At 65.1% G+C, this 25,776-nt stretch carries 20 protein-coding genes and 1 riboswitch; of the genes, 15 read left to right on the top strand and 5 right to left on the bottom strand.

Going from position 1 to position 25,776, the window contains the following annotated elements; all coding sequences use genetic code 11:
- Nucleotides 1-39: 39 nt before the first annotated feature.
- A complete protein-coding gene (locus tag ACUCV0_RS18430; RefSeq protein WP_482213334.1) occupies nucleotides 40-1,326 on the top strand; it encodes an MFS transporter in 1,287 nt (428 codons plus the stop codon).
- On the opposite strand, the gene ACUCV0_RS18425 is transcribed toward ACUCV0_RS18430, so the two are convergent.
- Nucleotides 1,323-2,687 carry an MFS transporter gene (locus tag ACUCV0_RS18425; protein ID WP_271655809.1) on the bottom strand — a complete coding sequence of 455 codons (1,365 nt, stop codon included), beginning with the start codon at nucleotides 2,685-2,687 and terminating at the stop codon, nucleotides 1,323-1,325. The two genes, ACUCV0_RS18430 and ACUCV0_RS18425, sit on opposite strands and share 4 nt — an antisense overlap.
- Nucleotides 2,688-2,853: 166 nt before the next feature.
- Complete coding sequence (locus tag ACUCV0_RS18420) at nucleotides 2,854-3,801, bottom strand: LysR family transcriptional regulator (RefSeq protein ID WP_059316024.1); 948 nt, start codon at nucleotides 3,799-3,801, stop codon at nucleotides 2,854-2,856.
- Nucleotides 3,802-3,909: 108 nt separating this feature from the next.
- Here ACUCV0_RS18420 and ACUCV0_RS18415 point away from each other — a divergent pair, with 108 nt between their 5' ends.
- The 3 genes from ACUCV0_RS18415 to waaA are packed head-to-tail and all read left to right on the top strand — an operon-like array spanning nucleotide 3,910 to nucleotide 8,219.
- Complete coding sequence (locus tag ACUCV0_RS18415) at nucleotides 3,910-5,091, top strand: fumarylacetoacetate hydrolase family protein (protein WP_482213333.1); 1,182 nt, start codon at nucleotides 3,910-3,912, stop codon at nucleotides 5,089-5,091.
- Between the two features lie 32 nt (nucleotides 5,092-5,123).
- The gene (locus tag ACUCV0_RS18410) at nucleotides 5,124-6,908 is read left to right on the top strand and encodes an IlvD/Edd family dehydratase (RefSeq protein WP_323149931.1); all 1,785 of its coding nucleotides are present in this window, start codon (nucleotides 5,124-5,126) and stop codon (nucleotides 6,906-6,908) included.
- A 45-nt stretch (nucleotides 6,909-6,953) separates the two neighbouring features.
- On the top strand, nucleotides 6,954-8,219 hold the full coding sequence (gene waaA / locus ACUCV0_RS18405) for a lipid IV(A) 3-deoxy-D-manno-octulosonic acid transferase (protein WP_482213332.1): 1,266 nt from the start codon (nucleotides 6,954-6,956) through the stop codon (nucleotides 8,217-8,219).
- Here the strand turns inward: waaA and ACUCV0_RS18400 are convergent.
- On the bottom strand, nucleotides 8,165-9,661 hold the full coding sequence (locus ACUCV0_RS18400) for a TolC family outer membrane protein (RefSeq protein WP_271655804.1): 1,497 nt from the start codon (nucleotides 9,659-9,661) through the stop codon (nucleotides 8,165-8,167). The genes waaA and ACUCV0_RS18400 overlap by 55 nt on opposite strands.
- 109 nt (nucleotides 9,662-9,770) lie before the next feature.
- A riboswitch (TPP riboswitch) is annotated at nucleotides 9,771-9,897 on the top strand.
- A 102-nt stretch (nucleotides 9,898-9,999) separates the two neighbouring features.
- On the opposite strand from ACUCV0_RS18400, the gene thiC reads away from it, so the two are divergent.
- Together thiC and cytX are read left to right on the top strand one after the other, a co-directional pair.
- Entirely contained in the window at nucleotides 10,000-11,877 is a 1,878-nt protein-coding gene (gene thiC / locus ACUCV0_RS18395) for a phosphomethylpyrimidine synthase ThiC (RefSeq protein ID WP_017640759.1), read from the top strand.
- A gap of 448 nt (nucleotides 11,878-12,325) precedes the next feature.
- Nucleotides 12,326-13,588 (top strand): putative hydroxymethylpyrimidine transporter CytX, encoded by a 1,263-nt coding sequence (cytX, locus tag ACUCV0_RS18390; RefSeq protein WP_482213331.1) that lies wholly within the window; start codon nucleotides 12,326-12,328, stop codon nucleotides 13,586-13,588.
- A 239-nt stretch (nucleotides 13,589-13,827) separates the two neighbouring features.
- Here the strand turns inward: cytX and ACUCV0_RS18385 are convergent, their stop codons facing one another.
- On the bottom strand, nucleotides 13,828-14,577 hold the full coding sequence (locus tag ACUCV0_RS18385) for an RsiV family protein (protein ID WP_271655801.1): 750 nt from the start codon (nucleotides 14,575-14,577) through the stop codon (nucleotides 13,828-13,830).
- Between the two features lie 198 nt (nucleotides 14,578-14,775).
- Here ACUCV0_RS18385 and ACUCV0_RS18380 point away from each other — a divergent pair, with 198 nt between their 5' ends.
- The 9 genes from ACUCV0_RS18380 to ACUCV0_RS18340 all read left to right on the top strand — a co-directional run bounded on the left by ACUCV0_RS18380 (nucleotide 14,776) and on the right by ACUCV0_RS18340 (nucleotide 24,399).
- Nucleotides 14,776-15,396, top strand: coding sequence for an NUDIX domain-containing protein (locus tag ACUCV0_RS18380; RefSeq protein ID WP_059316016.1), 621 nt, complete (start codon nucleotides 14,776-14,778; stop codon nucleotides 15,394-15,396).
- On the top strand, nucleotides 15,387-15,842 hold the full coding sequence (locus ACUCV0_RS18375) for a DUF1249 domain-containing protein (RefSeq protein ID WP_059316015.1): 456 nt from the start codon (nucleotides 15,387-15,389) through the stop codon (nucleotides 15,840-15,842). The genes ACUCV0_RS18380 and ACUCV0_RS18375 overlap by 10 nt, the downstream gene beginning before the upstream one ends.
- A 139-nt stretch (nucleotides 15,843-15,981) precedes the next feature.
- Nucleotides 15,982-16,788, top strand: a complete 807-nt coding sequence (gene cpdA / locus ACUCV0_RS18370) for a 3',5'-cyclic-AMP phosphodiesterase (protein WP_423815105.1) — start codon at nucleotides 15,982-15,984, stop codon at nucleotides 16,786-16,788.
- Nucleotides 16,789-16,872: 84 nt separating this feature from the next.
- The gene (locus ACUCV0_RS18365; protein ID WP_323148021.1) at nucleotides 16,873-17,481 is read left to right on the top strand and encodes a YqiA/YcfP family alpha/beta fold hydrolase; all 609 of its coding nucleotides are present in this window, start codon (nucleotides 16,873-16,875) and stop codon (nucleotides 17,479-17,481) included.
- 7 nt (nucleotides 17,482-17,488) lie between these two features.
- The gene (gene parE, locus ACUCV0_RS18360; protein WP_482213330.1) at nucleotides 17,489-19,387 is read left to right on the top strand and encodes a DNA topoisomerase IV subunit B; all 1,899 of its coding nucleotides are present in this window, start codon (nucleotides 17,489-17,491) and stop codon (nucleotides 19,385-19,387) included.
- Between the two features lie 140 nt (nucleotides 19,388-19,527).
- Nucleotides 19,528-21,780, top strand: coding sequence for a DNA topoisomerase IV subunit A (gene parC, locus ACUCV0_RS18355; protein WP_482213329.1), 2,253 nt, complete (start codon nucleotides 19,528-19,530; stop codon nucleotides 21,778-21,780).
- An 85-nt stretch (nucleotides 21,781-21,865) separates the two neighbouring features.
- On the top strand, nucleotides 21,866-22,573 hold the full coding sequence (locus ACUCV0_RS18350) for a PqiC family protein (protein WP_482213328.1): 708 nt from the start codon (nucleotides 21,866-21,868) through the stop codon (nucleotides 22,571-22,573).
- An 88-nt stretch (nucleotides 22,574-22,661) separates the two neighbouring features.
- Nucleotides 22,662-23,252 (top strand): LON peptidase substrate-binding domain-containing protein, encoded by a 591-nt coding sequence (locus tag ACUCV0_RS18345; protein WP_059316009.1) that lies wholly within the window; start codon nucleotides 22,662-22,664, stop codon nucleotides 23,250-23,252.
- A gap of 772 nt (nucleotides 23,253-24,024) precedes the next feature.
- Nucleotides 24,025-24,399 (top strand): hypothetical protein, encoded by a 375-nt coding sequence (locus tag ACUCV0_RS18340; protein ID WP_482213327.1) that lies wholly within the window; start codon nucleotides 24,025-24,027, stop codon nucleotides 24,397-24,399.
- A gap of 513 nt (nucleotides 24,400-24,912) precedes the next feature.
- On the opposite strand, the gene ACUCV0_RS18335 is transcribed toward ACUCV0_RS18340, so the two are convergent.
- Nucleotides 24,913-25,467: a tyrosine-type recombinase/integrase gene (locus tag ACUCV0_RS18335; RefSeq protein ID WP_482213326.1), complete on the bottom strand. Its 555-nt coding sequence runs from the start codon at nucleotides 25,465-25,467 to the stop codon at nucleotides 24,913-24,915.
- Nucleotides 25,468-25,776 lie beyond the last annotated feature (309 nt).

The following is a 25,776-nucleotide window of genomic DNA, read 5'->3' as shown; positions in this document are numbered from 1 at the left end:
GATACTCGGGTCATTCCTCCTCGATCCGGGATGATCGCCATGACCACAACCCCCGCCCTCGGCCAACGCTACGTCTTCATCGTCCTGGCGCTGATCTTTCTCGCCCTGCTGGTTTCGGCCGGGGTGAGGTCCACGCCTGGCGTACTGCTGCTACCGTTGCAGGAGACCTTTGGCTGGAGTCGTGAGACGATCTCGCTTTCCGCCGCCATCGGCATCTTTCTCTATGGCCTGGTCGGGCCCTTCGCCGCCGCCCTGATGCAGACCCTGGGCATCCGTCGCACCCTGCTCGGCGGCCTGACCCTGATCAGCCTGGCCACCGCCCTGAGCACCCTGATGCGCGAGCCCTGGCACCTCGTCGCCACCTGGGGCGTGCTCAGCGGCCTGGGTACCGGTTGCGTGGCCATGGTGCTCGGCGCCGCCATCGTCAATCGCTGGTTCGTCGCCCGCCGGGGCTTGATGATGGGTCTGCTCGCCGCCAGTACCGCCACCGGCAACCTGGTGTTCCTGCCGCTGCTGGCCCATCTCACCAGTCAGGAAGGCTGGCAGACCGTGGTGCTGACCGTGGCCGTGGCCAGCGCCGCCCTGATCCCGCTGGTAGCCTGGCTGCTGCCGGAGCGGCCGGCGGACGTCGGCCTGCGGCCCCATGGCGCCCCAACGGACTACCAGGCGCCAGCGGCCTCCGCACCGGGCAATCTGTTTCGCGTGACCCTCGGCACCCTGGCCATGGCCAGCCGGCGGCGCGATTTCTGGCTACTGTTCCTGACCTTCTTCGTCTGCGGCTTCACCACCAATGGCCTGATCGGCACCCACTTCATCGCCATGGGCCACGATCATGGGCTGTCCCAGGTGCAGGCCGCCGGCATCCTCGCGCTGATGGGCATCTTCGACCTGGTGGGCACCACCGCCTCCGGCTGGCTGACCGACAGATACGATCCGCGCCGGCTGCTGTTCGTCTACTACAGCCTGCGCGGCCTCTCGCTGATCTACCTGCCGTTCTCCGGCTTCGCCCCCGAGCAACTGCTGCTGTTCGGCATCTTCTACGGGCTGGACTGGATCGCCACCGTGCCGCCCACGGTCAAGCTGACCAACCAGAGCTTTGGCGAAAAGAGCGCGCCGGTGGTGTTCGGCTGGGTGTTCTGCGGCCACATGCTCGGCGCCGCCTGCGCGGCCTTTCTCGCCGGGGCCTTGCGCGAGCACTTCGGTTCCTACCAGGAGGCCCTGGTATTGGCTGGGTTGACCGGCATCGTCGCGGCGGTGATGGCGCTGGGGATCGGGCGACCGAGCGCCGCGGGAGCCGGGCGCTCGGCCGTGCCCGAGGCCGGCTAGGCGGTCTTGAGGTCGAGCGGCACGGCGGTCGGCGCCCGGTGCAGCATCGACGCCGGGATCGCCAGGATCAGCAGGCCGCTGACGAACAGGCAGGCGCCGAGCACATAGGTGCCGTTGTTGATGTCGCCGGTGAGGGTTTCCATGGTCGCGGTGATCATGGAGCCGGTGAAGCCGGAGAGGTTGCCGATGGCGTTGATCATGCCGATGCCCGCCGCCGCGGCGACGCCGGAGAGCAGGGTGCCGGGCAGCGACCAGAAGATCGGCATCAGCGCCAGCAGCCCCGAGGCGGCCACGGTGAGGAAGAAGATCGACAGCACGATGTTGTGGATGAACCAGGCACTCAGCACCAGCCCCAGGGCGCCGACGAAGGCCGGTACCGCCGCATGCATGCGCTGCTCGCCGGTGCGCGCCGAGTGGCGGGCGTTGAGCAGCATGACCACCAGGGCGACGCTGTAGGGGATGGCGGTGAGCAGGCCGATCTGCAGGCTGCCGCTGACCCCGGCGTTCTTGATGATCGAGGGCATCCAGAAGGCCAGGCCATAGAAGCCGGTGTTGAAGGTCAGCAGGATGAACACCAGCAGCCAGACCCGCGGATTGAGAAAGACCTCGCTCAGCCGCGACGCCTTGCCAGCGTTGTGCTGGTCCAGGTTGCGCTTGAGCAGGGCCTTTTCCCGGGCGTCCAGCCAGGGCGCCTTGTCGATGTTGTCGCTCAGGCAGCAGAACACCACCACCGCCATGATGATCGAGGGCACCCCTTCCACCAGCAGCATCCACTGCCAGCCGGCCAGGCCGTGCCAGTCGTGCAGGCTGCTCATCAGCCAGCCGGAAAGCACGCCGCCAAAGCTCAGGCTGAAGGGCAGGGCGACCAGGAAACCGGACATCACCCGACTCTGGCGCTGGGTCGGGAACCAGTAGTTGAGATAGAGCACCACGCCGGGAAAGAAGCCTGCCTCGCAGATGCCGAGCAGGAAGCGCAGGGTATAGAACAGCGTGCTCGACTGCATGCCCAGCGCGTGCGCCAGCGGCTGGGTGAAGGCCACCGCCATGGACACGATGGCCCAGGTCAGCATGATGCGGGCGATCCAGAAGCGCGCGCCGTAGCGGTGCAGCAGCAGGTTGCTGGGGACCTCGAAGAGGAAATAGCCCCAGAAGAACATGCTGGCGCCGAGCGCGTAGACGGTGTTGCTGAAGCCCAGGTCGTCGAGCATGTCCAGCTTGGCGAAGCCGACGTTGACCCGGTCCAGGTAGGCGGCGATGTAGCACAGCAGCAGGATCGGCAGGATACGCAGCACCACCTTGCGGTAGGTGCGTTCTTCGAAGGCGTCGCCAGCGGCGCCCTGGGGAGCGGTGGTTTCGAACATGGGAATGACCTTCGGGGCCTTGAGGCCCGTTGTTGTTATGAAGAGGTCGAAGGCGGCCGGTGAAGTGAAACTGGCCGTCTGAAACGCCAGGCCACTCTAGGAGCGCAAGCGATTCTTTCCCAATGGCATTTGCGGATCATTCGATAACGGCGCGTTATCGAATTGTCTAGGCTGCGGACTCCTCGCGACCGGCATGGCTCAGCAGGATGGCGGCGAATTCCCGGGCCGCCTCGCCGAGGGGTTCGCCCTTGCGGGTGAGGATGCCGTAGTCCTGCGCCGGCAGGTGCAGCGGCAGCTCCAGGGCACTGAGCGCGCCGCTGGCGAGATAGGGTTCGACCATGGCCTCGGGCAGCATGCCGATCATGGGGCCGGCGCGCAGCACCTGGAGAAAGGTCTGCATGGAAATGGTATCGATGGTGTTGCTCGGCACCGGCAGGCCGGCGGCGGCGAAGGCCCGCTCCATGCGCCCGCGAATCGGCGTGCCCTTGGGATAGAGGATCCAGGGCCAGGCCAGCACCTGGTCGAGGCCCACGGGGCCGCTGCCCACCAGCGGATGATCGGCGTTGACCACGAAGCGGAAGGGCTCCGGCGCCAGGGGCTGGAAGTCGAAACGCTGGGCCTGGGCTTCGTCGGTGAAGCGTGCCACCGCCAGGTGCAGCAGTTTGTCGTCGAGCATCTCCATCAGGTGATCGCTGGTCTGCTCCACCACCTCGATGGCCAGCAGCGGCCAGCGCTGCTTGATCGCGACGATGGCCTGCGGCAGGGCCACCGCCGTGGCAGCGAAGATGCCACCGACCTTGAGCTGGCCGTGACCGCCGCGTCTCAGGCTGTCGATCTGCTCGGCGAAGTCGCGGGCATCGTTGAGTGCCACCCGGGCGTAACGCAGCACGTGCTCGCCCAGCGCCGTGGGCGGCATGCTGCGCGGCTGGCGCTCGAACAGGGCGAAGCCGAGCAGGTGCTCGATCTCCTTGAGCATCTTGCTGATGGCCGGCTGGCTGAGGTTCATCTGCTGCGCGGCCAGGTGCATGTTGCGGGTGCGGCCCAGGGTGTCGATCAGCAGCAGGTGGCGAAACTTGAGCCAGTGGCAGATCTGGCTGAACGACGGCTCGGACAAGGACGCCTCCTGGGCGATAAGCATTGGTTATCGAATGATGAGATAAGCCCATTTGAGTTTATCAGTCTGGCTGCCTAGCGTGGACCCATCAACCCTGGAGTCCTGCCCATGCCCCTTCGTCTTTCGCCTGCCAATACTCTCCCCGCCGATGGCCTGGCCGGCACCCTGGTGGGCCGTGCCTGGGTGCCCGGTCCGCTGGCCGGTCCCTCGCCCGTGATGCTGCGCGAAGACGGCGTCTTCGATGTCTCGGCACGCTTCGCTACGCTGAGCGCCCTGTTCGAGGAAGAGGCGCCGCTGCAGGCCCTGCGCGATACTCCTGGGCGCTACCTCGGCAGCCTTGAGGAGCTGCTGGCCAACAGTGGCGAGCAGGCCGATCCCGCACGTCTGCACCTGCTGCCGCCGGCCGACCTGCAGGTGATCAAAGCCGCCGGCGTGACCTTTGCCGCCAGCATGCTGGAACGGGTGATCGAGGAGCAGGCCGGTGGCGATGCCGGGCGCGCCGTGGCCATCCGCGAGCAGGTGCAGGCGGTGATCGGCGCGGATCTGCAGGGCCTGGAGCCGGGCAGTCCGCGCGCCCAGGCGCTCAAAGCGCTGCTGATCGAGAAGGGCATGTGGTCGCAGTACCTGGAGGTGGGTATCGGGCCGGACGCCGAGATCTTCACCAAGGCGCCGGTGCTGGCCGCGGTCGGCAGCGGCAGCGCCATCGGCATTCACCCCGTGTCCCAATGGAACAATCCCGAACCCGAGGTGGTGCTGGTGGCGGACAGCCGCGGCCGCCTGCATGGCGCTACCCTGGGCAACGACGTCAATCTGCGCGACATCGAGGGCCGCAGCGCCCTGCTACTGAGCAAGGCCAAAGACAACAACGCCTCCTGCGCCCTGGGGCCCTTCATCCGCCTGTTCGACGAGACCTTCGATCTCGACCGGGTCCGCCAGTGCGTGGTGACCCTGGAGGTGAGGGGCGAAGACGGCTTTCACCTCAATGGCAGCAGCTCCATGGCGCAGATCAGCCGTGATCCCGCGGACCTCGCGGCCCAGACGCTCAATGCCAACCACCAGTATCCCGACGGCTTCCTGCTGTTCCTCGGTACCCTGTTCGCCCCGACCCAGGATCGCGACGCCCCGGGCGGTGGCTTCACCCACAAGGTAGGGGACGTGGTGAGCATCGCCAGCCCGCTGCTGGGGACCCTGCACAATAGGGTGACCACCAGCGACCAGGCCCCGGCCTGGCGCTTCGGCCTCGGCGCCCTGATGCACAACCTGGCCGCCCGTGGCTTGCTGGGCCGCTAACCGCTCTTTCCTAATAACAACTAGAGACCATCATGACTTCCGCCAAACGCCCGCTGCGCAGCCAGCAATGGTTCGATGACCCTGCCCACGCCGACATGACCGCGCTCTATGTCGAGCGCTATATGAACTACGGCCTGACCCGTGACGAACTCCAGTCCGGCCGCCCCATCATCGGCATCGCCCAGACCGGTAGCGACCTCACCCCCTGCAATCGTCATCACCTGGAGCTGGCCCAGCGGGTCAAGGCCGGTATCCGCGACGCGGGCGGCATCCCCATGGAATTCCCGGTGCACCCCATTGCCGAGCAGAGTCGCCGCCCCACCGCGGCCCTGGATCGCAACCTGGCCTACCTCGGCCTGGTGGAGATCTTGCACGGCTTTCCCCTGGATGGTGTGGTGCTCACCACCGGCTGCGACAAGACCACCCCGGCCTGCCTGATGGCCGCGGCCACCACCGACCTGCCGGCCATCGTGCTGTCCGGTGGCCCCATGCTGGACGGCCATTTCAAGGGTGAGCTGATCGGCTCCGGCACCGTGCTCTGGCACGCGCGCAACCTGCTGGCGACCGGCGAGATCGACTACGAGGGCTTCATGGCCCTGACCACCGCCGCCTCGCCCTCGGTGGGCCACTGCAACACCATGGGCACGGCCCTGTCGATGAATGCCCTGGCCGAGACCCTGGGCATGTCGCTGCCCGGCTGCGCCAGCATCCCCGCGCCCTATCGCGAACGCGGCCAGATGGCCTATGCCACCGGCAAGCGCATCTGCCAGCTGGTGCTGGACGACGTCCGCCCCTCGCAGATCATGACCCGCGAGGCCTTCGAGAACGCCATCGTGGTGGCCTCGGCCCTGGGTGCTTCCAGCAACTGCCCGCCGCACCTGATCGCCATCGCCCGCCACATGGGCGTGGAACTGTCGCTGGACGACTGGCAGCGCCTGGGCGAGGACATCCCGCTGCTGGCCAACTGCATGCCAGCCGGCAAGTACCTGGGCGAGGGCTTCCACCGCGCTGGCGGGGTGCCGGCGGTCCTTCACGAGCTGCTCAAGGCCGGTCGCCTGCACGGCGACTGCCTGACCGTTTCCGGCAAGACCATCGGTGCCATCGCCGAAGGCGCGGCCAGCTCGGATCCCGCCGTGATCCAGCCTTATGAGGCCCCGCTCAAGCACCGCGCCGGCTTCATCGTGCTCAGTGGCAATTTCTTCGACAGCGCCATCATGAAGATGTCGGTGGTGGGCGAGGCCTTCCGCCAGACCTACCTGGCTGAACCGGGCAAGGAAAACAGCTTCGAAGCGCGGGCCATCGTCTTCGAAGGCCCCGAGGACTATCACGCGCGCATCGACGACCCGGCCCTGGACATCGACGAGCGCTGTATCCTGGTGATCCGCGGCGCCGGTCCGGTGGGCTATCCGGGCAGCGCCGAGGTGGTCAACATGGCACCCCCGGCGGCGCTGATCAAGAAGGGCATCGATTCCCTGCCATGCCTGGGCGACGGTCGCCAGAGCGGCACCTCGGCCAGTCCCTCGATCCTCAACATGTCGCCGGAGGCGGCGGTGGGTGGTGGCCTGGCCCTGCTCAAGACCAACGACCGGCTGCGTGTGGACCTCAACGCCCGCAGCGTCGATGTGCTGCTCGACGATGCCGAGCTGGAGCGCCGCCGCGCCGAATGGACGCCCAACCTGCCGCCGGCCCAGACCCCCTGGCAGGAGCTCTATCGGCAACTGGTGGGCCAGCTCTCCACCGGCGGCTGCCTGGAACCGGCCACCCTGCACCTCAAGGTGATCGCCCGCGAAGGCGGGACGCCACGGCATTCGCATTAGGATCGGGCTCGCACTGGCGGCCTTGCTTCATTAAGCTCTGCCGCCATGAACCGTACCCTCTATAGCCTGATCTTTACCCTGGCCTTGCCCTTCATCCTGCTGCGCCTGCTCTGGCGCGGACGCAGGGCTCCCGCCTATCGGCAACGTATCGGCGAGCGCCTGGCACTGGGACTACCGGCGGTACCTCCCGGCGGCATCTGGGTGCATGCGGTGTCGGTGGGGGAGAGCATCGCCGCCGCGCCGGTGATCCGCGCCCTGCGCCAGCGCCATCCGCAGCTGCCGATCACCGTGACCTGCATGACGCCCACCGGCTCGGAGCGCATTCGCGCCCTGTTCGGTGACGAGGTCTATCACTGCTATCTGCCCTACGACCTGCCCTGCCTGGCCGGGCGTTTCCTCGACCGGCTGCGACCGAGTCTGGGGGTGGTGATGGAAACCGAGCTCTGGCCCAACCTCATCCACCAGGCGGCGCGCCGCGACGTTCCCATCGCCCTGGCCAATGGCCGGCTGTCCGAGCGTTCCGCCCGTGGCTACGGAAAACTGGGCGGGGTGACCGCGCCGATGCTGGCGGAACTGGCCTGGCTCGCGGTGCAGACGCCGGTGGAAGCCGAGCGCTTCCGCGCCCTCGGTGCCCGTGCCGAGCGGGTCGCGGTGACCGGTTCCATCAAGTTCGACCTGCGCATCGATCCCGAGCTGCCGGCCTGCGCGGCTGCGCTGCGCCAGGATTGGGGCCATCGCCCGGTGTGGATCGCCGCCAGCACCCATGCCGGTGAAGACGAGATCCTGCTCCAGGCCCATCACCAACTGCTGGCCGCATGCCCCGATGCCCTGCTGATCCTGGTGCCGCGTCATCCCGAGCGCTTTCCCGAGGTACTGGCCGAGGTGCGCCGCGAAGATTTCAGCGTGATCCAGCGCTCGACGGGGGAGGCGGTGCAACCGCAGACCCAGGTCCTGCTGGGCGACACCATGGGCGAGCTGCTGTTTCTCTACGCCCTGGCCGACGTGGCCTTCGTCGGTGGCAGCCTGATCGAGCGTGGCGGCCACAATCCGCTGGAGCCGGCGGCCCTGGGGGTGCCGGTGCTCAGCGGTCCGCACGTATTCAACTTCCTCGACATCGTCGCCCAGTTGCGCGACGCCGGCGCTTTGGAAACAGTAGCGGAAGCCTCGGCCATTGCTGCCGCCGTGGCCCGACTCTGGGCCGAACCGGCGGAAGCCGAGCGACGCCGGCAGGCGGGTCTGGCGGTGTTGGCCGCCAATCAGGGCGCGCTGGAGCGTCTGCTCTCCGGACTGGATAAATTGCTCACGCCCTGAGCCGAGCGCGCCGGCAGGACGTCGGCGCGGGTCTTGGCCAGGTCCGGCGGCAGGAAGTCGCGGTCCGGGTCGTAGTGGGGGTCGAGATAGCCCGACAGCGCCAGCAGGTCGTTGGGCGCCAGGGTGCCGGCTGCCTGCTTGAGTCTTAGGGTATCCAGGATGTAGTTGTAGCGGGCGTCGTTGTACTGGCGCACGGCGTTGTACAGCAGCCGCTGGGCGTCGAGCACATCTACGATGGTGCGGCTGCCCACCTGGTAGGCGATCTCGGTGGCGCGCAGGGCGCGCTGGCTGGAGGCGATGGACAGCCGTCGGGCACGCACCTGCTCGATGTCGGTGTTGATCGCCCGATGGGCATTGCGGGTGTTCTGCACCACCTGGCGGCGCAGGCTTTCCTGCTGCTGTTCGCTCCGGTCCAGCTGCTGGTAGGCCTGACGCGCCTGGGAGCTGGTGGCGCCGCCGCTGTACAGCGGTAGCTCCACTTGGATACCGATGCTGCGGCTGTTGACCGGGCTGCCGAACAGCGCCAGCTGCTCGGCGTTGGGCAGATTCACCGCATCGTTGTCGCTGTGGCTGTAGCGCGCCACCGCATCCACCGTCGGCAGGTGCCCGGCGCGACGCTGGCGCAGGGTTTCCTGGGCCGCGTTCACGCCCTGGCCGGCAGCCAGCAGCTGCAGATTCTGGCGCATGGCGGTGTCCACCCACTGCCGGGCATCGTTGGGCTGCGGCGGCAGGATCGGCAGGTCGTGGCGAATGCCGGCGATGCTGCCGTAGTCACGATCGGTCAGACGGGTCAGGGCCTGGAAGGCGTCGGCCACCTGCTGCTCGCTCTGCGAGCGGTTGGCCTGGGCATTGTCGAAGCTGGCCTGGGCCTGGAGCACGTCGGTGTCGTCGGTCAGGCCGACCTTGTAGCGCTCGCGGGACTGGTCCAGCTGGCGGTACAAGGCCTTTTCCTCGGCACGGGCGGTGGCCAGGGCGTCCTGGGCGCGCAGGGCGCTGAAATAGCCCTCGGCGGTCTGCAGGATCAGTTGCTGCTGGGCGGCGGAAAACTGCAGCTCGGCCTGCTCGGTGGCGGCCTGGGCGGCCTTGAGCTGGAACCAGCGGTCGGCACGGAACAGTGGCTGGCTGAGGGTGGCCTGGATCAGCTGGCTGCTGCGATCGCTGCTGTAGCGGCCACCTTGGACGCCCAGCGCGGGATTGTCCTTCAGCTCCAGGCTGGTGTGGGTGTCGTTGAACTGGGCGCCAAGGCCGAGTTGCGGCAGTAGGCCGGCCCGTGCCTGGGGCACCGCTTCGCGCTGGGCGCCGAGACCGGCGCGCTCGGCGGCCAGATCGGCGTTGTTGTCCAGCGCCTCGCGGTAGACGTCGAGCAGGCCATTGCCGGCCACCTGGGCCTGGGCCAGACCGGCCGTGGTGCAGAGCGCCGCGAGCAGCAGGAATCTTCGCATTCTTGGAGCCTTCCTTGAGGGACCGGGCCAGTGTAGTGACTTCGTCCGAATCCGCCATAGGAGAGGAAATAGCGGTCGAAGTTTCTGCCAGTCTGGGTTTACACTGACCGCGTTCTTGTCGGGGTGCGCTACGAGGCGCTGAGATCGGGTAGTCCCGGATCCCGTTGAACCTGATCAGGCTAGGCGCGCCGCATGGCGGTGCGTCAACCTGCGTAGGGAACAAGAGGGCGTCCGCATTCGTCTCCGTGGTCGCCATCCGTCCGGGCTTGCGTCTTCCTGCGTGCCCACCCCTTCGTCCAGGTTCTTCCCTCGGCAACGCGCCCACCAGGAGAGCCTCGATGAACAAGCAGAACAACGTCACCGACTTTACCCGCGTCGACCGCCAGTCCACCCAGCCGTTGCCCAATTCGCGCAAGGTCTATCTGACTGGCTCGCGTCCCGACATTCGCGTGCCGGTGCGGGAAATCTCCCTCGCCGATACCCCCACCGCGTTCGGCGGTGAAAAGAACGCCCCGGTGTTCGTCTATGACACCTCCGGTCCCTACACCGACCCGACCGCCCGCATCGACCTGCGCAAGGGCCTGCCGGACGTGCGTTCACGCTGGATCGAAGAGCGCGGTGACACCGAACTGCTGGCCGGCCTCTCCTCCGAATTCGGCCAGGCGCGGCTCGCCGATCCGAGCCTCGCCGCCCTGAGATTCGACCTGGCGCGCCAGCCGCGTCGAGCCAAGGCCGGGCGCAACGTCTCCCAGATGCACTATGCCCGCCAGGGCATCGTCACGCCGGAGATGGAATACATCGCCATCCGCGAGAACATGAAGCTGCAGGAGGCCCGCGCCGCTGGCCTGCTCGGCAACCAGCACCGCGGCCAGAGCTTCGGTGCCAGCATTCCCCAGGAGATCACGCCGGAGTTCGTCCGCGACGAGGTGGCCCGCGGCCGCGCCATCATCCCGGCCAACATCAACCACCTGGAGCTGGAGCCGATGATCATCGGCCGCAACTTCCTGGTGAAGATCAACGGCAATATCGGCAACAGCGCCCTGGGCTCTTCCATCGAGGAAGAGGTGGAAAAGCTGACCTGGGGCATCCGCTGGGGCGCCGACACCGTGATGGACCTGTCCACCGGCAAGCACATCCACGAGACCCGTGAGTGGATCATCCGCAACTCACCGGTCCCCATCGGCACCGTGCCCATCTACCAGGCCCTGGAAAAGGTCGATGGCGTCGCCGAGGAGCTGACCTGGGAACTGTTCCGCGACACCCTCATCGAGCAGGCGGAGCAGGGCGTGGACTACTTCACCATCCATGCCGGGGTGCGCCTGCACTACGTGCCCCTGACCGCCAAGCGCGTCACCGGCATCGTTTCCCGCGGCGGCTCCATCATGGCCAAGTGGTGCCTGGCACATCACAAGGAAAACTTCCTCTACACCCACTTCGAAGACATCTGCGAGATCATGCAGGCCTACGACGTGAGCTTCTCCCTGGGTGACGGCCTGCGTCCGGGCTCCATCGCCGATGCCAACGACGCCGCCCAGTTCGGCGAGCTGGAAACCCTCGGCGAGCTGACCAAGATCGCCTGGAAGCACGACGTCCAGACCATGATCGAAGGCCCGGGCCATGTGCCGATGCAGCTGATCAAGGAAAACATGGACAAGCAGCTGGAGTGCTGCGATGAGGCGCCGTTCTACACCCTCGGCCCCCTGACCACCGATATCGCCCCTGGCTACGACCACATCACCAGCGGCATCGGCGCCGCCATGATCGGCTGGTTCGGCTGCGCCATGCTCTGCTACGTGACGCCCAAGGAGCACCTGGGCCTGCCCAACAAGGACGACGTCAAGACCGGCATCATCACCTACAAGATCGCCGCCCATGCCGCGGACCTGGCCAAGGGGCATCCCGGCGCCCAGATCCGCGACAACGCACTAAGCAAGGCGCGCTTCGAATTTCGCTGGGAAGACCAATTCAACCTGGGCCTGGACCCGGACACGGCGCGTGCCTTCCACGACGAGACCCTGCCCAAGGACTCGGCCAAGGTGGCGCACTTCTGCTCCATGTGCGGCCCCAAGTTCTGCTCCATGAAGATCACCCAGGAAGTCCGCGACTACGCCAAGGAGAACGGCCTGACCGACGAGCAGAAGGCCATCGAGGCCGGCTTCCAGGAACAGGCCGCGCGCTTCAAGGACGAAGGCGGGGTGATCTACAAGCAGGTCTAGGGCTTGCGTAGGTTGGGTTGAGCGCAGCGAAGCCCAACGTTGTCCAGATCGACCCCGCAACGTTGGGCTTCGACGATAGAGCCGTCTCAACCCAACCTACGGTTCCAGACAAACCACCGTAGGTTGGCGCTGAGCGCAGCGAAGCCCAACAATGCCCAGGTCACCCTGCAACGTTGGGCTTCGACGATAACGCCGTCTCAGTCCAACCGACGTCTGCTAGGCCAGCACGCCGTTTCCGTAGGTTGGCGCTGAGCGCAGCGAAGCCCAACAATGCCCAGGTCACCCCGCAACGTTGGGCTTCGACGGTAGAGCTGTCTCAGCCCAACCTACGTCCGCTAGGCCAGCACGCCGTTTCCGTAGGTTGGCGCTGAGCGCAGCGAAGCCCAACAATGCCCAGCGTCACCCAACGACGTTGGGCGTCCTCAACCCCTTGCTCACGAGACCTATCATGGCCCAGGCCCCCGGCCTCTACACCCCCACCGTCCCCGTCCCGGCCGACCGCCGCATCCTTGGCGGGCGCGACCTCTTCACCCTCTGGTTCTCCCTCGGCATCGGCCTCATGGTGGCCCAGGCCGGCGCGCTGCTGGCACCCGGTCTCGGCCTGGCCGACGGCCTGCTGGTGCTGGTGCTGGGCACCGGGGTCGGGGTGCTGCTGCTGGCGGCCGCCGGCCTGGTGGGCAGCGATACCGGCCTGGCCGGCATGACCGCCCTGGGCCAGAGCCTCGGCCAGCGCGGTGCCCTGCTGCCGGCGGTGCTCAACATCACCCAGCTGATCGGCTGGGGCGCCTTCGAACTGGTGGTGATGCGCGAGGCGGCCAGCGTGCTGCTGGGCAGCTGGGGTCTGCAGGACTGGGCCTCGCCGGTGCTCTGGACCCTGGTCTTCGGCGCCCTGGCCACGGCGCTGGCAGTGGCCGGTCCGCTGACCTTCGTGCGGCGTTTCCTCAGCCGCTGGGGTATCTGGCTGCTGCTGGGCGCCTGCGGATGGCTGACCTTGGACCTGTTCCTGCGCGCCGACCTGGCCGCGCTCTGGCAGCGCCCGGGCGATGGCTCCCTGACCCAGGCCCTCGGCTTCGATCTGGTGGTGGCCATGCCGCTGTCCTGGCTGCCGGTGATCGCCGACTACACCCGCTTCGCCCGCACCGGACGCAGCGCCGGGCGGGGCGTCATGCTGGGCTATTTCTGCGGCAACCTCTGGCTGATGGGCCTGGGTTTCGCCTACACCCTGGCCTTCGCCAGCGGCGGTGAAGCCGACGCCCTGCTGCGCGCCCTGGCCGTGGCCGGCCTGGGGCTGCCACTGCTGCTGATCCTGTTGGATGAGTCGGAAAACGCCTTCGCCGCCTATCATTCGGCAGCTGTGGCGACAGGATTCCTGGCCCAGGTCAAGATCTGGCAGCTGACCCTGGCCATCGGCATTCTCTGCACCCTGCTGGCGCTGCTGGTCCCCCTGGCGCAGTACGAGCATTTCCTGCTGCTGATCGGCTCGGTGTTCGCGCCGCTGTTCGGCGTGGTGCTGGTAGATCATTTTCTATTGCGCCGCCGCAAGGCTCCGCAGCAGGTACGGGCACTGCGCCTGGAGTCCCTGGTCGCCTGGGCCCTCGGTGTGGCCGTCTACCACCTGCTGCCAACGCTGCTGCCGGCCTGGGGCGCGACCCTGCCGGCCATCGTGGTGGCCGGTACCGCACAGGCGCTGCTGGGGTTGAAGCGAGTTTAGGGGCCGGCCGTTGGGCTTCGCTGCGCTCAACCCAACCTACGCCCATTGCATACCCGTCAGGCGCGCATGGCTCTCGTAGGTTGGGCTGAGACGGTTCCATCGTCGAAGCCCAACAGTGCCCTGCTGAATAGGGCCTGTTGGGCTTCGCTGCGCTCAGCCCAACCTACGTCGGTTGCGGTCCGAGGTGACACCGTAGATTGGGCTGAGACGGCTCCACCGTCGAAGCCCAACAAGGCGGACTACGGCTGGCGACTCTTCCCGCGCCCCGGAAAATACTCACCCTTGAGGATGCCGTTGAGCTTGGGATAGGGGATCTTCAGCTCCGGATGGCCCATGGCGTAGGGCGCTATGCTGCCGATGTCGTACTTGAGCGTCAGGGCGCCGAAGTCCAGGGCCACGTTGTTGGTCTTGAGGAAGGGCCATTGCTGGCGGAACTCGGCATCGCCGACGCCGTTGCTGACCATCCAGGCCTCGCGGGACAGCTGCGCCAGCCGCCAGAATTCGCCTTCCTGCCCGGGAACCAGCATGTCGCCCAGGGTGATCTGCCGATCGAGGTGGCGATCCCAGGTGACGAAGTCGCGCCCGGCCAGGCCATGGGCGCCGCCATTGGCCAGATAGCTGGAGAACTCGATGATCACCAGGCCGTCATGCTGTTCGCGCACCTTGGCCTGCAGATAGCTGCTCCAGCGTGGCTGGGCCTGGCTGAGGAAGTCCCGCTCATAATTCGCGAGCGAAGTGGGAATGGGTGCCCCCGGCTCGGCCCGTGCCAGGCCCAGCAGGTGACGCTGCACCAGGGCGTCCAGCGCCGGTTCGCCGAATTCCACGTAGTCGATGTTGATCAGCGGGCATTCTTCGCCCTGGCAACCGGCGGGGCGATGCTCCCAGGCCTGGTGGCGGGGCGTGAGCGGTTTGTCCAGGTTGGGGCCGAAGACGCTTTGGCAACCACCGAGCAGCAGGCCGGCGAGCAGGAGGAGCGGGCGGATACGCATGGGATTCCTTGTCGTTGAAACCTTCGTTGAAGCGGAGTGCGACGGCTTTCGAACCCGTCTGGACCCATAAGTTTGCCAGGCCCGGGCAGAGGTTTCCTGGCTTGTTGCCCGTTTCGCGACTTGTCTCGTCAGGGGCTGCACGAGCGCAGGCGGCACGCTAGGATGATCTGATGACCTTTTACCAGCGCTGGAGCGCCCATGAACGAAGCCAACGAATCCCAGGTGCCTGCCGTTGAGATCCTGAGTCGCGAGATCTGCTTCCAGGGCTTCTACCGCATGGCCCGTTTCCGGCTGCGCCACCGGCAGTTCTCCGGTGACCTCGGCCCTGAACTGGAGCGCGAGGTCTTCGTGCGTCCGGATGCCGTCTGCGTGCTGCCCTACGATGCGGTGCGCGACGAGGTGGTGCTGATCGAACAGTTTCGCGTCGGCGTCATGGAAAAGACCGCTCATCCCTGGCTGCTTGAGCCGGTGGCGGGCTTGGTGGACAAGCAGGGCGAGGCCGTCGAGGCGGTCGCTCATCGGGAAGCCGAGGAAGAAGCCGGGCTGACCTTGCAATCGCTCTGGCCCATCTCCACCTACTTCCCCTCGCCCGGCGGCAGTGACGAACAGGTCTATCTCTACCTGGGTCGCTGTAGCACCGCGGACGCCGGTGGCGTCCATGGTCTGGAGGAGGAGGGCGAGGACATTCGCGTCCATGTCTGGTCGCTGGACGAGGCACTGGCCGGGGTTCGCGACGGTCGAATCAATAACGCAGCGGCAATCATCGCCCTGCAATGGTTGGCGCTCAATCGCGCCGAGGTACGGGGGTTATGGGGCTGAAACTGCGAGATCGCTATCGAGTTGACCTGCCGGGCCTGCAGGCCACGTGCGAGGCCAACTACGTGCGGCTGATGCGGCTTCTGCCCAAGATGCGCGAAGCCATGGTTTCGCGTCGCGTCATGCTGTCACAAGGCGAGCGCCCGCTGGGGGTGCTCGCGCTGGAGGTCACCGAGGCCTGTCCCTACACGACGGCCCTGCGGGTCCGCCAGGAGCTGGGGCTGCCCTGGCTGCCGGTTCCTGAACTGGAGGTGCGGGTCTATCACGATGCGCGGATGGCGGAAGTGGTGTCGGCGGGGGCCTCCCGGCACCTGCTCGGGCGCTATCCCTATCCCAACCAGGCGATGCATCAGCCTGACGAAAAGAACCAGCTCAATCTGTTTCTCGGCGAATGGCTGAGTCACTGCCTGGCCTGTGGCCATGAAGCTGAACCGATCCTGCAGCGATGAGCACCAGAGCGCAACGCTGACAGCTGCGGCTTCCCTCGCGCCGTTCAAGCTGCGAAAATGTGAAGCATGCACGCAAGTTCTCGGGAACTTTTCTGCACCCTGCCTGCGCTCGTTGTCCCCTTATGCCTAGGAGGCTTTGGTGAGTTTGCCGGATAGTGTCAACGCTCCTCTCGTTGTCCAGCTGACCGATAGTCATCTGTTTGCCCGTGCCAATGGACGGTTGCTGGGTATCGACACGGCAGCCAGCCTGCAACAGGTGGTCGCTCAGGTGGTACAGGAGCAGCCACGCATCGATCTGTTGCTGGCCAGCGGTGACCTCTCCCAGGACGGCTCGGTAGCCTCCTATCAGCGGTTCTGCGAACTGACCAAACCCCTCGCTGCGCCGATGCGCTGGCTGGCCGGCAATCACGACGAAAACGCGCCCATGGCCAAGGCCTGTGGCGACCGCGATTTTCTGGACACCGTCACCGATCTCGGTGCCTGGCGCCTCATCCTGCTCGACAGCACCGTGCGCGGCTGCGTCTTCGGCGAGCTGGAGCAGGCACAGCTGGCTACCCTGGACGAGGCTTTGAGCGCGGCGCCCGAGCGTCCGGCGCTGATCTGCCTGCACCATCACCCGGTGCCGGTAGGCTGTGGCTGGATGGAACCTCTGGGCCTGAACCGGCCGGACGAGCTGTTTGCCGTGCTGGATCGTCACCCACAGGTCAAGGTGGTGCTCTGGGGGCATATCCACCAGGAATTCGATCAGCTGCGCAATGGCGTGCGGCTGCTGGCCTCGCCGTCCACCGGCCTGCAGTTCGAACCGGGCAGCCAGGAGTTCAAGGCGGGCGACCAGGCCCCTGGCTATCGCTGGTTGCGCCTGCTCCCCGACGGCGAGCTGGAGACCGGTGTCTCGCGCCTGCAACAGCATGCCTTCACCGTGGATCACAGCGCGGCAGGCTACTAGGTCTGACGCCGGTCGGCTGCCTTGGTCGCGGAGGTCGAAACCGGGTACTCTTTGCCTGTATTTTTATCCAGTAGGAGCGGCCTGATGCCGTCGATCCTCTATATCCATGGTTTCAACAGCTCGCCCGCGTCCTTGAAGGCCCGGCAGCTGACCGCCTGCATGACCCACCTTGGCTTGGCGGACCACCTGCGCGCCCCGGCGCTGCCCAACGATGCCGGTGCTGCCTTCGCGCTGTTGGAGCACGAACTGGCAGAGCTGGACGCCCCCTTGCTGGTCGGCAGCTCCCTGGGCGGCTACTATGCCACCGTCTTGGCCGAGCGCCATGGGCTCAAGGCCGTGCTGATCAACCCGGCAGTCCGGCCCTGGCGCTTCATGGAGCATTATCTCGGCCCCCAACGCAATCACCATACCGGCGAGACCTGGACCCTCACCGAGGCCCACGTCGAAGCCCTGAGCGCGCAGGAAGTCGCAGCGCCGGCAGATCCCGAGCGCTTTCACGTCTGGCTGCAAACTGGTGACGAGACCCTCGACTACCGGGATGCCGAACGCTACTACGGCGCCTGCACCCTGCGCATCGAACAGGGTGGCGACCACGGCTTCCAGGGCTTCCACCGCCAGCTGCCGCTGCTGCTCGAGCTGGCCGGCTTCGACCCGGCGCTCTGGCGCGAGCTGGATTTCAACACCTTCGAATAGAGACCCCATGGCCACGCAGAACGCCTATAACGCCGACGCCATCGAAGTCCTCTCCGGACTCGATCCGGTGCGCAAGCGCCCTGGCATGTACACCGACACCTCCCGGCCCAACCACCTGGCCCAGGAAGTCATCGACAACAGCGTGGACGAGGCCCTGGCTGGTCACGCGCGCCAGGTGCAGGTGATCCTGCACGCCGACAACTCCCTCGAAGTGATCGACGACGGTCGCGGCATGCCGGTGGACATTCACCCGGAAGAGGGCGTTTCCGGTGTCGAGCTGATCCTCACCAAGCTGCACGCCGGCGGCAAGTTCTCCAACAAGAACTACCAGTTCTCCGGCGGCCTGCACGGTGTAGGCATTTCCGTGGTGAACGCCCTGTCGACCCGGGTCGAGGTACGTGTCAAGCGTGAGGGTAACGAATACGCCATGGCCTTCGCCGACGGCTTCAAGGCCAGCGAACTGGCCGTGGTCGGTAGCGTTGGCAAGAGAAACACCGGTACCAGCGTGCACTTCTGGCCGGACCCCAAGTACTTCGATGCCCCCAAGTTTTCCGTCAGCCGCCTGAAGCACGTGCTCAAGGCCAAGGCAGTACTCTGCCCGGGCCTCGCCGTGAGCTTCCACGACGAAGCCAGCGGCGAACGCACCGAGTGGCATTATGAGGACGGCCTGAGATCCTACCTGGTGGATACCGTGGGCGACGCCCTGCGGCTACCGGAGGCGCCTTTCCACGGCAGCCTGGCTTCGGCTCGGGAAGCGGTGGACTGGGCACTGTTCTGGCTGCCCGAGGGTGGCGAGTCGGTGCAGGAAAGCTACGTCAACCTGATTCCCACCGCCCAGGGCGGCACCCATGTGAATGGCCTGCGCCAGGGTTTGCTGGATGCCATCCGGGAATTCTGCGAATTCCGCAACCTGCTGCCGCGCGGCCTCAAGCTGGCTCCGGAAGACGTCTGGGAGCGCATCGCCTTCGTCCTCTCGATGAAGATGCAGGAGCCGCAATTCTCCGGCCAGACCAAGGAGCGGCTGTCCTCCCGCGAGGCGGCTGCCTTTGTCGCCGGGGTGGTCAAGGACGCGTTCAGCCTCTGGCTCAATGCCCATCCCGAGCTGGGTCAGCAGATCGCCGAGCTGGCCATCAACAACGCCGGCCGCCGCCTCAAGGCGGGCAAGAAGGTTGAGCGCAAGAAGATCACGCAAGGGCCGGCGCTGCCCGGCAAGCTGGCCGACTGCGCCGGCCAGGATCCGATGAGATCCGAGCTGTTCCTGGTGGAGGGCGACTCCGCCGGCGGCAGCGCCAAGCAGGCGCGCAGCAAGGAATTCCAGGCCATCATGCCGCTGCGCGGCAAGATCCTGAATACCTGGGAAGTGGATGGCAGCGAAGTGCTGGGCAGCCAGGAGGTGCACGACATCGCCGTGGCCATCGGCATCGACCCCGGCAGCGCCGACCTGAGCGGGCTGAGATACGGCAAGATCTGCATCCTCGCCGATGCAGACTCCGACGGCCTGCACATCGCTACCCTGCTGTGCGCCCTGTTCGTGCAGCACTTCCGCCCGTTGGTGGACGCCGGCCATGTCTATGTAGCCATGCCGCCGCTGTACCGCATCGACCTGGGCAAGGAGGTCCATTACGCCCTCGACGAGGCCGAGCGTGACGGCGTCCTCGATCGCCTGGCGGCGGAGAAGAAGCGCGGCAAGCCCCAGGTCACCCGCTTCAAGGGCCTCGGTGAGATGAATCCGCTGCAGCTGCGCGAGACCACCATGGATCCCAACACCCGCCGCCTGGTGCAGCTGACCCTCGAGGACGTGCCCGGCACCCTCGAGATGATGGACATGCTGCTGGCCAAGAAGAGGTCCAGCGACCGCAAGAGCTGGCTGGAATCCAAGGGCGATCGCGCCGAAGTGCTGCTTTAAATATGTTGGCTGCGCTTATCGCGGTCATGGCGGTTCGCCGCAGCGACCGCTCCTACAGGTGTATCGAGCGCCTGTAGGAGCGGTCCATGACCGCGATGGACCGGGCCCCCCGATCAAAGACGTAACACCAAAGGATTCCCATGAGTGCACCCCTCGACCTGAGCCTGGATGGCGTCGAACGCCGTTCGCTGGCCGACTTCACCGAGCAGGCGTACCTGAACTACTCCATGTACGTCATCATGGACCGTGCCCTGCCGCACATCGGCGACGGTCTCAAGCCGGTCCAGCGCCGCATCATCTATGCCATGAGCGAACTGGGCCTGGACGCCGACGCCAAGCACAAGAAATCCGCCCGTACCGTGGGTGACGTGCTCGGTAAGTACCACCCCCATGGCGACTCGGCCTGCTACGAAGCCATGGTGCTGATGGCCCAGCCGTTCTCCTATCGCTATCCGCTGGTGGATGGCCAGGGCAACTGGGGTGCGCCGGACGATCCCAAGTCCTTTGCCGCCATGCGCTATACCGAGGCGCGGCTGTCGCGCTATTCCGAGGTGCTGCTCAATGAACTGGGGCAGGGCACCGTGGACTGGGTGCCCAACTTCGATGGCACCCTGAACGAACCGGCGGTGCTGCCGGCACGCCTGCCCAACCTGCTGCTCAACGGCACCACCGGCATCGCCGTGGGCATGGCCACCGATATCCCGCCGCACAACCTGCGTGAGGTGGCGGCTGCCTGCGTGCGCCTGCTGGACGATCCCATCGCCGGGATTCCCGAACTCCTCGAGCATGTGCCGGGTCCGGACTTCCCCACCGAAGCCGAGATCATCACGCCACCCGCCGACCTGCGCAAAATCTACGAGACCGGGCGCGGCTCGGTGCGCATGCGTGCCGTCTACCGCCGTGAAGACGGCGACGTGGTCATCACCGCACTGCCGCACCAGGTCTCCGGTTCCAAGGTGCTGGAGCAGATCGCCGCCCAGATGCAGGCCAAGAAGCTGCCCATGGTGGCCGACCTGCGTGACGAGTCGGACCACGAGAACCCGACCCGCATCGTCATCGTGCCGCGCTCCAACCGCATCGATGCCGACGAACTGATGCAGCACCTGTTCGCCACCACCGATCTCGAATCCAGCTACCGGGTCAACCTCAACGTCATCGGCCTGGACGGCAAGCCCCAGGTCAAGGACCTGCGGCAGATCCTCCAGGAGTGGCTGATCTATCGCATCGGCACGGTGCGCCGCCGCCTGCAGTTCCGCCTGGACAAGGTCAACCGCCGCCTGCACCTGCTGGACGGCCTGTTGATCGCCTTTCTCAACCTGGACGAGGTGATCCACATCATCCGTACCGAAGAGCATCCCAGGCAGGCATTGATGGCCCGCTTCGAGCTCTCCGAGGACCAGGCCGACTACATCCTCGAAACCCGCCTGCGCCAGCTGGCGCGGCTGGAAGAGATGAAGATCCGTGGCGAACAGGCCGAGCTGCTCAAGGAGCAGAAGCGCCTGCAGACCCTGCTGGGCAGCGACAAGAAGCTGCGCAATCTGGTCCGCGACGAATTGATCAAGGACGCCGAGACCTACGGCGACGCTCGTCGCTCGCCCATCGTCGTGCGTGCCGAAGCCAAGGCCCTGTCCGAAACCGAACTCATGCCCACCGAGCCGGTGACCGTGGTGCTGTCCGAGAAGGGCTGGGTGCGCCAGGCCAAGGGCCATGACGTCGATCCGACCGGGCTGTCCTACAAGGCCGGCGACGGCTTCAAGGCGGCAGCCCTGGGCCGCTCCAATCAGTTCGCCGTCTTCATCGACTCCACCGGGCGCAGCTATTCGGTTGCGGCTCACTCCCTGCCGTCGGCGCGGGGTCAGGGCGAACCCCTGACCGGACGCCTGACGCCGCCGCCAGGGGCCAGCTTCGAGTGTCTGCTCCTGCCGGACGACAGCAGCCTCTATGTACTGGCCTCGGATGCCGGCTACGGCTTCGTGGTCAAGGGCGAGGACCTGCAGGCCAAGAACAAGGCCGGCAAGGCGCTGATCAGCCTGCCCAACGGTGCCAAGGTGCTGTCTCCGAAGGCGGTGGCCTCCCTGGAGGACACCTCCATCGCGGTGGTCACCAACGAGGGGCGCCTGCTGGTATTCGCCATCACCGAGCTGCCACAGCTGGCCAAGGGCAAGGGCAACAAGCTGATTTCCATTCCTGGCGAGCGGGTGGCCAAGCGTGAGGAATACGTAGTCGATCTGGCCGTGGTCCCGGCCGGCGCGTCCCTCACCCTGCAGGCGGGCAAGCGGCCCTATACCCTCAAGGGCAGCGACCTGGAACATTACCGTGCCGAGCGCGGGCGGCGAGGCAACAAGCTGCCGCGTGGCTTCCAGCGGGTGGACTCGCTGCAGGTGGAAACTTGAGCCGCCTGCGGTCAGCCGCTAGCATAGGCCGGATTTTTTCGACCAGGACTCGCCGGGCCATGGCGCCCGTCGAGAGAGAGCCTCGATGAAACGGATGTGTCTCGCCAGGCTGGCGCTCGTTGGCCTGCTGGCCGGCCTCGGCGGCTGTGCCAGCCTTGGCCCCAGCCACTACTATCAACTCGACGGCGGTAACGCGCGTGCGCCTGCGGGCAGCGCGCGTGGCCTTGCGGTGTGGATCGAAAACCTGCAACTGGCCGACTACCTGCAACGTGACGTGCTGCTGGAGCGCCAGCCTGACGGCAGCCTCAAGACCACTCGCGATCACTGGGCCGGTCCGCTCGACGCCAACGTACGCCAGTTGCTGCAACGCCAGCTCGCCAGCCGCTTGAACAGCGGTCGGGTCGTGGTGGGCGAGCAGCCCGAGGGCTTCGATCCGCAATACCGGGTGGAGCTGGTGGTGACCCGCCTCGACGCCGGGGACCAGGCTCCCGCTGCCCTGGACGCCAGCTGGCAACTACGTGACGGCCAGGGGCGCCTGCTGGACACCGAGGTGGTACACCTGCAAGGGCGTCAGGGCGGTGATCGTGCCGCCCAGGTGCGGGCGCAAGGCGAGTTGCTGCAGCAACTGGCCGCGCGTCTCGCCACGGATCTCACCAAGGTCGCCCAGCGTGGTCGGCGCGACAGCGAGGTCGCACGCAAGGAACCGAAGAAACTCGTGGAAGAGGCCCAGGCCCGGCCAACGTTGCCAGCCGTGGTGCCGATTCGCACCGGCGCCGAGGTCTACCGCTTCTGAGCCGGCAAGGCCCCGCGCGTCGCCGCGCGGGAGCAGCCGACGGCGCTCGACGCTCTATCCAGCAGGACCATCAGGCCTCGGAGGTTTCATGACGCTGCCCCTGTTTCCGCTGAACACCACCCTGTTTCCCGGTTGCCGTCTCGATCTGCAACTGTTCGAAGCCCGCTATCTGGACATGCTCGGCCGCTGCCTCAAGCAGGGCAGCAGCTTCGGCGTGGTAACCATCCTCGAAGGTCGCGAGACCGGTGCCGCGCCGAACCGGCTGGGTGCCTTTGGCTGCGAGGCGCTGATCCGCGACTGGCAGCAACAGAGCAATGGTCTCCTGGGCATTCGCATCGAAGGCGGTCGGCGCTTTCGCCTGTTGAGCCAGGAAGAACAGGCCGATCACCTGGTGGTGGGCGAGGTGGAATGGCTGGCTGAAACCGATCCTCAGCCGCTGCGCGATGCCGACGCCGATCTGATGGCGCTGCTGGCGGCCTTGGCTCAGCATCCCCTGGTGGCCAGCCTGGACATGGGCGGCCAGGTCGCCGACCGTCAGGCGCTGGGCTGCCAGCTGGCCTACCTGCTGCCGTTCGAGGCCCATCTCAAGCTGGATTGGCTGGGCATGAGCGATCAGGGCCAGCGCCTGGCCGCTATCGAACGCCATCTGGTGGATCTGCAGGACGATTTCCAGGCCTGAGAAAGCCTGTCCATGATCCGCGGCGCTGTTGAAAACGCCCTGGCTCAATAGCCTGGGCCGCCCCAGGACATTGCTCAGTTACCTGATGTAAACGCGGGCGCGAGTCCCCTTCGTTTCTTTAGCGTTTTGTAGGGCGGTCCAAACCTGGCTCGCACGGCCGTACCCAGGCTTCCAGGCCAAACGCCGGGCAAAAGAAAGCCCGCCGGGCAGGGCGGGCTAAAAGTGCTTTGGGGGCACTCGATAAGACTCTGGCACTTTGCCATAGTTCCGTCTTATGAGATCAAAGTGCCATTCCCCAGGTATCAGCCTGCGAGCAGCTTGATGAACTCGCGGTAAGTTATTGATTTTAAAGGGGGTTTCAGTGGTGTTTTTACTACTATGTTCACTACTTAAAGATACGACGAGAGGAGTCAGAAGGGGACAGGCATTGCCTGTCGGCTGTACTACCTTCCAAAGCGGCAGCTTTGAGTCAGATTCCTTTAAGAGCTGATAAACCCATGATTGGCGAACTTGTGGTTCGCTTGTGGTAGTCCCCCATTGCTTCGCAATGGATTAATCAGTCCCAATGCTCCGCATTAGGAAGGACAAGCAGTATAGGCAGATTCTATAACAGCTGTCAAGCTAATTTACACTCACGAATCATCTCGCCTTGTCCAGTAGTATTGCGACCGAAAGTCGGCGGCGAGTGGTAGCTTGTGAGATGTACGACAATTCCTGCCCGTGGTAGCGTCATACCGACCACAAACGTGACGATGCTCACAAGGAGGCGGTAGTGGCGATTACATTCAAGAACTGTGGGGCGTTCGGAAACGGCGGGGACGGTTTCCGGGTGTCTGGTGACATCGATGTAGATTTCGACGGGTGTCGATCCGAAGGAAACGGCGGTCAAGGGTTCAACGTATTACCCAAAGGTCCGTTGATGGACCAGATGGGGTTGCCACAAGACACCGACCCATTGCGGCTCGCCCTGGCGCTACGTGAGCTTCAGGCCATACCCAAGGACCGCCAGCAAGCAGAAGCCGAAAAGAAAGGTTTCGGACGTATCCTGTTTGGTGCCCTGAAGGAAGCCCCGGACTACATGCTCAAGGTCATCCAGATCGCTAACAGTCCTCAAGCGCAGTACATCATCCAGATGCTGACGACGTAAGACGTTTTCAACTCAAAACAACCCGCCCGCCGCCAGAAAAGCCCCCCTTTTTCCTGGGCCGAAAATCCGCACAGTGTCTTAACAGTGGCTTCCCTGGGTAGCTGGAAACGGTAGAAAAATAGAAATCCGTCGCCAGCGGCGAGCTACCAAGCAAGCCAGCTATCCATGCTGCTCAACCCGTAGCTTTTTCGGGATCTCCAAGCACGTAGCTTTCTCCAGAACACTTAGCACCAGCAGTCTAGCGATAACCTAAGCTGTAGGATTCTAGAAAACACTTCGGTCGCGGTGCTACCAAGCAAGCGGCTTACCTGCATCATCAAGCACGGCAGATTATGGAAGTATCTGACGCGGCAGATTCTCAGGACCCGACCTCTCTCCTATCCGCTTGACAACCCCCAACAAGGGCAAGCTTGAAGTCTAGAAATTTTAAAAGCTGCTCATGTCCATTCGAATGACACAGACGCTGAAGCACATGCACAAAGCAAAAGAAAAGCCGCCCGAAGGCGGCCATGCTCAGATGACAAAGGTGTCGTATGTCTCGGCAATCTCTGCACCAGTAATACCGAGGTAGGCCATCGTCACAGCTGGGCTGGAGTGGTTAAGTACCTTGCAAATCATCTCGATCTTGACGCCAGCTTGGTACATCACCCAACCACGAGTCTTCCTCATGCTGTGAGTGTTGAGGTGAATGTCCAGCTCTTCGCCTACGTCCTTGAATGCCTTGCTCACAGCGAATCGGCTGACAGCCTTACCCTTGGCACGGTTGCTCTCTACTTCGAACAGGAAGCGATGCTGGGGGTGGTCCTGGCGGCGTCTGTCGATGATCTTGCGTGCCTGCTCATTGATCTTGATTACCCGCACCTTGCCTGTCTTCTCCTCACGAATGGACAGCGTGTCTCCTTGCACCTGGGAATACTCGATGGACAGGAGGTCGCTGATGCGTAGGGCCATGTTCACGCCGATACGCCAGATGTCTGCATACAGTCGATTGCCTTTGGCGTTCTTCGCCAGCTTGCGTTCTACCAGCTCGACTTCTGCTTGGGTTTTTACCGCTTCGACTGCTTGCATTCTATTCCACTCCTTATCTGTATCACGCCGATGTGTGTATTAGAACATCAGATTGGGACGCCAGCAAGCGTGTTTACTGGGTTTCCTAATACACAGAATACTATTGTGTGGAATAGAGAGAAGACTGGCTGGGAGGAATGTGCCGTTTGTCGGCAGCTGAGCAACTACCTCACCTTCAGAGTTGACTTCTGAGGAAATCTCAGGATTCAGCTGTCTTCGTCTATTAGTTAACAGACGCAATCGTTAGCATAACAACAGCTTATTGAGCTTCATGCTGAATTGCTTGATACAACCCGCGTCATTGCTGGA

Source organism: Pseudomonas sp. VMV1 (assembly GCF_056790235.1).
The sequence above is the reverse complement of the archived record's forward strand: the minus strand, read 5'-3'. Positions and strand labels throughout refer to the sequence as shown.

Coding starts and splice junctions, on each gene's coding strand:
- thiC (WP_017640759.1), top strand. CDS start 10,000: ATGAACAAGCAGAACAACGTCACCGACTTTACCCGCGTCGACCGCCAG.
- parE (WP_482213330.1), top strand. CDS start 17,489: ATGGCCACGCAGAACGCCTATAACGCCGACGCCATCGAAGTCCTCTCC.
- ACUCV0_RS18335 (WP_482213326.1), bottom strand. CDS start 25,467: ATGCAAGCAGTCGAAGCGGTAAAAACCCAAGCAGAAGTCGAGCTGGTA.
- ACUCV0_RS18365 (WP_323148021.1), top strand. CDS start 16,873: ATGCCGTCGATCCTCTATATCCATGGTTTCAACAGCTCGCCCGCGTCC.
- ACUCV0_RS18400 (WP_271655804.1), bottom strand. CDS start 9,661: ATGCGAAGATTCCTGCTGCTCGCGGCGCTCTGCACCACGGCCGGTCTG.
- ACUCV0_RS18345 (WP_059316009.1), top strand. CDS start 22,662: ATGACGCTGCCCCTGTTTCCGCTGAACACCACCCTGTTTCCCGGTTGC.
- ACUCV0_RS18350 (WP_482213328.1), top strand. CDS start 21,866: ATGAAACGGATGTGTCTCGCCAGGCTGGCGCTCGTTGGCCTGCTGGCC.
- waaA (WP_482213332.1), top strand. CDS start 6,954: ATGAACCGTACCCTCTATAGCCTGATCTTTACCCTGGCCTTGCCCTTC.
- ACUCV0_RS18385 (WP_271655801.1), bottom strand. CDS start 14,577: ATGCGTATCCGCCCGCTCCTCCTGCTCGCCGGCCTGCTGCTCGGTGGT.
- ACUCV0_RS18375 (WP_059316015.1), top strand. CDS start 15,387: ATGGGGCTGAAACTGCGAGATCGCTATCGAGTTGACCTGCCGGGCCTG.
- ACUCV0_RS18415 (WP_482213333.1), top strand. CDS start 3,910: ATGCCCCTTCGTCTTTCGCCTGCCAATACTCTCCCCGCCGATGGCCTG.
- ACUCV0_RS18380 (WP_059316016.1), top strand. CDS start 14,776: ATGAACGAAGCCAACGAATCCCAGGTGCCTGCCGTTGAGATCCTGAGT.
- cytX (WP_482213331.1), top strand. CDS start 12,326: ATGGCCCAGGCCCCCGGCCTCTACACCCCCACCGTCCCCGTCCCGGCC.
- ACUCV0_RS18410 (WP_323149931.1), top strand. CDS start 5,124: ATGACTTCCGCCAAACGCCCGCTGCGCAGCCAGCAATGGTTCGATGAC.
- parC (WP_482213329.1), top strand. CDS start 19,528: ATGAGTGCACCCCTCGACCTGAGCCTGGATGGCGTCGAACGCCGTTCG.
- ACUCV0_RS18430 (WP_482213334.1), top strand. CDS start 40: ATGACCACAACCCCCGCCCTCGGCCAACGCTACGTCTTCATCGTCCTG.
- ACUCV0_RS18425 (WP_271655809.1), bottom strand. CDS start 2,687: ATGTTCGAAACCACCGCTCCCCAGGGCGCCGCTGGCGACGCCTTCGAA.